5 protein-coding genes and 1 pseudogene are annotated in these 5,003 nt (G+C 67.2%); 2 read left to right on the top strand and 4 right to left on the bottom strand.

The window, feature by feature from the left end; genetic code table 11:
* The coding region (gene ung, locus Q8M82_RS11010) for a uracil-DNA glycosylase (protein ID WP_305691399.1) at positions 1 to 587 on the top strand (587 nt) is incomplete at its 5' end.
* An 87-nt stretch (positions 588 to 674) separates the two neighbouring features.
* Positions 675 to 866 (top strand): hypothetical protein, encoded by a 192-nt coding sequence (locus tag Q8M82_RS11005; RefSeq protein ID WP_305691398.1) that lies wholly within the window; start codon positions 675 to 677, stop codon positions 864 to 866.
* A gap of 18 nt (positions 867 to 884) precedes the next feature.
* On the opposite strand, the gene Q8M82_RS11000 is transcribed toward Q8M82_RS11005, so the two are convergent.
* From Q8M82_RS11000 to Q8M82_RS10985, 4 genes and pseudogenes are all read right to left on the bottom strand, one after another.
* Positions 885 to 2,117, bottom strand: coding sequence for a phenylacetate--CoA ligase family protein (locus tag Q8M82_RS11000; RefSeq protein ID WP_305691397.1), 1,233 nt, complete (start codon positions 2,115 to 2,117; stop codon positions 885 to 887).
* Positions 2,118 to 2,298: 181 nt separating this feature from the next.
* Positions 2,299 to 3,147: an ABC transporter ATP-binding protein gene (locus Q8M82_RS10995; protein WP_305691396.1), complete on the bottom strand. Its 849-nt coding sequence runs from the start codon at positions 3,145 to 3,147 to the stop codon at positions 2,299 to 2,301.
* Positions 3,148 to 3,294: 147 nt separating this feature from the next.
* Entirely contained in the window at positions 3,295 to 4,626 is a 1,332-nt protein-coding gene (locus Q8M82_RS10990; protein ID WP_305691395.1) for an ABC transporter substrate-binding protein, read from the bottom strand.
* 109 nt (positions 4,627 to 4,735) lie between these two features.
* Positions 4,736 to 5,003: pseudogene (locus tag Q8M82_RS10985) on the bottom strand (branched-chain amino acid ABC transporter permease); the annotation flags it as partial.

Genomic DNA, 5,003 nt, shown 5'->3' with positions numbered 1-5,003 from the left:
CCGATGCCGAGCGCGAGGCGGGCCATGTCGTGGCGCCGGCACCCGAGCGCGTCTTCGCGGCGCTGGCCCTGACGCCTCTGGACAGCGTGCGCGTCGTCATTCTCGGCCAGGACCCCTATCCGACGCCCGGCCATGCCAACGGGCTCGCTTTCTCCTATGTCGGCCCGCCCCCGCTGCCGCGCTCGCTCGTCAACATTTTCCGCGAACGCCAGGCCGATCTCGGACTCGCTCCGCCGCCGGATGGTGACCTGACGCCCTGGGCGCGGCAGGGCGTCATGCTGCTGAATACCGCGCTGACCGTGCGCGAGGGCGCCTCGAAGGCGGGCTCCCATCTGCTGCTCGGCTGGGGTGCGGTGACCGATGCACTGATCGGCGCCGTCTCCGCCTCGCGGCCGCGCGTCGTCTTCATCCTCTGGGGCAAGCCGGCCCAGGCCAAGCGCTCCCTCGTCGACGAGGGTCGCCACCATGTACTTGAAAGCCCGCATCCCTCGCCGCTTTCGGCCAGCCGGGGTTTCTTCGGCTCGGGGCCCTTCTCGCGCGCCAATGCCTGGCTGGAGCGCCAGGGCGAGGCGCCGATCCGCTGGTAGTCCAACATTTTGACGGTGGAACAACCGTCAGAGCGGCCACGTTTCACCCGGGAACGGCAGGGGATGTCGCGCCTTCGGGAGGACGCCATGCGTCTGGACGCCAAGGAATATCTCGCATTCGGCCTGATCGCCGTGATGATGCTGTCGCCGCTCGCCGCCGCCATGTTCGCAGCCGACGAGCCTGAACTGCAGCACAAGGCCCGCACGGACCTGATTCAGCCGGATCCCACCAAGCCGCCGACCGGCGCGCCGCCGCCTCCGGCCGCGCCGCAGCAGTAGGCGCCGCGGTCCGCCGGCTCAGCCGATTGGTCGTTCGTCGGCGATGACCTTGCCGTCATTCGGCAGCGAGCCCAACGGCAGGATCTCGACCGAGCCCCTGAGCTTGGTGACCTGCTGCAGGGTGGATGACATCGCGTCGACCAGCCCCGCCGGCTGGGCGTAGATCTCCGCCTTCAGCGTCATGGTGTCGGCCTCGTTGGCCCGGGCGACGACGAGGCGAAGCTTGTGCACCTCGCTGTGGCGGCGCGCGATCTCGGCAATCTGCTCGGGACGCACGAACATGCCCTTGATCTTGGCCGTCTGGTCGGCGCGGCCCATCCAGCCGCGGATGCGGGCATTGGTGCGCCCGCAGGCACTGACGCCAGGCATCAGCGCCGTGAGGTCGCCGACGGCGAGGCGGATCTGTGGATGATGCGGGTCGAGATTGGTGACGACGATCTCGCCGACCTCGCCTTCCTCCACGGGGTTGCCCGTGCCCGGCCGGACGATCTCGACGATCAGGTTCTCGTTCAGGACCATGCCCTCGCGGGCCGAGGTCTCATAGGCGATAATGCCGACATCGGCCGTGGCATAAAGCTGGTAGGCGTCGATGCCGCGCTCGCGCACCCAGGCCTGCAGCGAGGGCGGGAAGGCGGCGCCCGACACGACCGCGCGCGTGATGCAGGAGATGTCGACGCCGCGGCTTTCTGCGGCCTCGACCAGGATCTTCAGGAAATCGGGCGTGCCGGCGTAAGCCGTCGGCCGGTAGGCGGCAATCACCTCCATCTGCTGCTCGGTATTGCCCGGCCCCGCCGGGATCACGGCACAACCCAGCGCACGCGCGCCGGAGTCCATGATGAAGCCGCCCGGCGTCAGGTGGTAGCCGAAGGTGTTGAGCACGATGTCGCCGGGCCGGAAGCCGGCCGCGAACAGGCCGCGCGCCGAACCCCAGGGATCGCTGCCGACCGCTTCCGGCTCGAAGATCGGGCCCGGCGAGGTGAACAGCCTGCCGAAGCCGCCCGTGGCCACCGGAACGAAACCGCCGAAGGGCCAGGCCTCTTTCTGGAGCGCCGGCAGTTCCGCCTTGCGCAGCACGGGCAGCGTCGCCAGCGCGTTCCGGTCGGTGATCGCGGCGGGGTCGACAGGGCCGAGATGCCGCGCATAGGCCGGGGCTTGCAGCGCCGCGGCCAGCACGCCGGGAAGCCGTGAGAACAGAACGGCCTCGCGGGCGTCGGGCGCGCGGGTTTCGAGAGCGTCGTGATGCTCGGTCATCGGCTTCGTCCTCGAGGAAACGCGCAACCTTCATCCAGTGTCGTCCCGGACGAGCCGCGAAGCGGCGCCGATCCGGGATCCATTCCGGAACGCAAATCGGAGAGGCTCAGGAATGGATCCCGGGTCTCCGCTTCGCTCCGCCCGGGATGACGGCGCGTGTAACGCCCCGGTGCGTCGGGCGTCACGACAGCCACCGCTTGCGGCGCTTGTAGCTCTTCACCTCGCGGAAGGACTTCTTGTCGCCCTCGGAGACGCCGAGATAGAACTCCTTCACGTCCTCGTTCTCGCGCAGCATCTGGGCGTCCCCGTCCATGACGATGCGGCCGGTCTCCATGATGTAGCCATAGGTGGCGTAGCGCAGCGCCATGTTGGTGTTCTGCTCGGCGACCAGGAAGGAGACGCCGTCTTCCGCGTTGAGGCGGCGGACGATCTCGAAGATCTCCTCGACGATCTGCGGCGCCAGCCCCATCGACGGTTCGTCGAGCAGGATCATCTTGGGCTTCGACATCATCGCGCGACCGACCGCGCACATCTGCTGCTCGCCGCCCGAGGTGTACCCGGCCTGCGAGTTGCGGCGCTGCTTCAGCCGCGGGAACAGCTCGTAGATCTTCTCGAGGTCGCGCTTGATCGCGGCGTTGCCGTCGCGGCGGGTGAAGGCGCCGGTCAGCAGGTTTTCCTCGATCGAGAGATGGCCGAAGCAGTGGCGCCCCTCCATCACCTGGATGCAGCCGCGCCGCACCAACTCGTTTGGCGACATCCTGTCGACGCGCTCGCCCTCGAACACGATCGAGCCCTTGGTGACCTCGCCGCGCTCGGCCTTCAGCAGGTTCGAAATCGCCTTCAGCGTCGTCGTCTTGCCGGCGCCATTGGCGCCGAGGATCGCGACGATACCCTTGCGCGGGACATGCAGAGACACCCCCTTCAGCACGAGGATGACGTGATCGTAGATCACCTCGATGTTGTTCAGCGACAGGATGGTGTCGGCTGCGGGCGTGGCGGCGGTCGGCTGGTCGAGTGTGGCGGTGGACATCTCGCGCTCCTTCCTTCTCCGCTCCGGAGGAGAAGGTGGCCCGGCGAAGCCGGGTCGGATGAGGGAAGTGTGGATGAGGGGAGTGCTGGACTGCCCTCATCCGTCTGCTTCGCAGACACCTTCTCCCCCGAGGGGAGAAGGGTCACATCACGAAGACTTCTCGCAGGACTCGGTCCGCTTCGGCCAGTTGCCGGCCTTTTCGGTGTAGTCCTTGGCGGCGGCCTCGATCAGCGGCCGGACTTCTTCCTTCATCGGCTCGAGCCAATCGCCCTTCTTGGTCCATTTCGTGCCGTCCCACTCGGCGACATAGGCCCTGCTGTGGCCGGAATGGTCGGTGCAGGAGATCGTCGTCGGCGTGGCGAAGCCTTCCATGCCGATCTCCTTCAGCCGCGCCTCGGTGATGTTCAGCGACTCGAGGCCGCGGCGCATGTCCTCGCCGGTGATGACCTTCTTGCCGGTGATGCGCTGCGCATTGCGGATGCCCTCGACCAGCAGCATCGAGTTGTAGACGCCGCGGTTGTAGAGGTTCTCGCCGACCTTCTCCTTCGGCGCGAGGCTCTTGCCCTTGTCGACGACGAACTTCTGGATGTCCTGGATGACCGGGAAATTGGTGCCCGCGGCATTCAGGTTGAGCGACTTGTAGCCCTTGGCCTCCGGACCGCCGGCGCGCGCATCGTCGTCACCGCCCGCCCACCAGACGCCGACCAGCTTGTTGATCGGGAAGTTGTTCTTGATCGCCTCCTTCACCGCGGTCGGGTTCATCGCGCCCCAGCCCTGGTTGTAGAGGTAGTCGGGCCGGTCACGCCGGATCGAGAGCCAGAGCGAGCCCTGGTTCTGCATGTCGGCGGCGGCGACCGGGTAGAGCTTGACCTCGAAGCCGTATTTCTTGGCGAGGTTCTCGAGCACCGGGATCGGCTCCTTGCCGAAGGGCGCATCGAGATGGATCAGGCCGAGCTTCTTGCCCTTGAGCTTGTCCATGCCGCCGAGCTCGGCCGCCATGTGCTTCACCATCAGCGAAGCGCCGTCCCAATAGGTGAAGGGCGGGATGAATACCCAGGGGAAGGCGTTGCCGTCGGCCGAGGCCGAGAGGCCATAGGCCATCGAGAGGATCGGGATCTTGTCGATATGGGCGCGCGGGATCGCGGCCAGCGTCGCGCCGGTCGACCAGGGCGAATAGACGACCGTGTTCTTCGCCTTGGCCTGCTCATAGCACTCGATCGACTTCTTGGTGTCGTAGCCGGTCTCGCACTCCTCATAGACGATCCTGACGCCGTTCACGCCGCCGTCGCGCTCGTTGATCATCGTCATGTAGTCGCGCATGCCGTCGCCGATCGGGATGCCCGAGCCGGCGAAGGGCCCGGTGCGATAGGCGTTGTTGGAGATGTAGATCGTCTCCTGCGCGGCGGCGGGGGCCGCAAAGCCGGCCGCAGCCAGCAAGGCGCCGAGCGCTGCGCCCTTCATCAGATGCTGTGTCTTCATCGGTCGTCCTCCGTTCGTTTCCCTCCGACGGTGGTGTCGAGACCCCGCCGGTCGTTTGTCCGCCCGCGTCCTTGAAGGCCGATGCGGGTCGTCGTCCGGCCCGTCCCCGCTAGTAGGGGAACGGCCATGTCCGCAGTTTCTGCTTCCCGATCTGCCAGAGCCGCGCGAGCCCGTGCGGCTCGACGATCAGGAACAGGATGATCAGCCCGCCGATCAGCATGAAGGTGACGTGCTCGGCGGTGGCGCCGGCCATCGGCACGCCCAGCGCCGGCAGGCCGAACTTCATCGCGGTGGGCAGGATCGAGAGGAAGGCCGCCCCGAAGAAGGAGCCGATCAGCGAGCCCAGCCCACCGATGATGACCATGAACAGGATGTTG

This window comes from Allobosea sp. (genome assembly GCF_030694325.1).
Taxonomy (GTDB): Bacteria; Pseudomonadota; Alphaproteobacteria; order Rhizobiales; family Beijerinckiaceae; genus Allobosea.
Note: the sequence above shows the minus strand (reverse complement) of the source record. Positions and strands in the feature narration are given on the sequence as shown.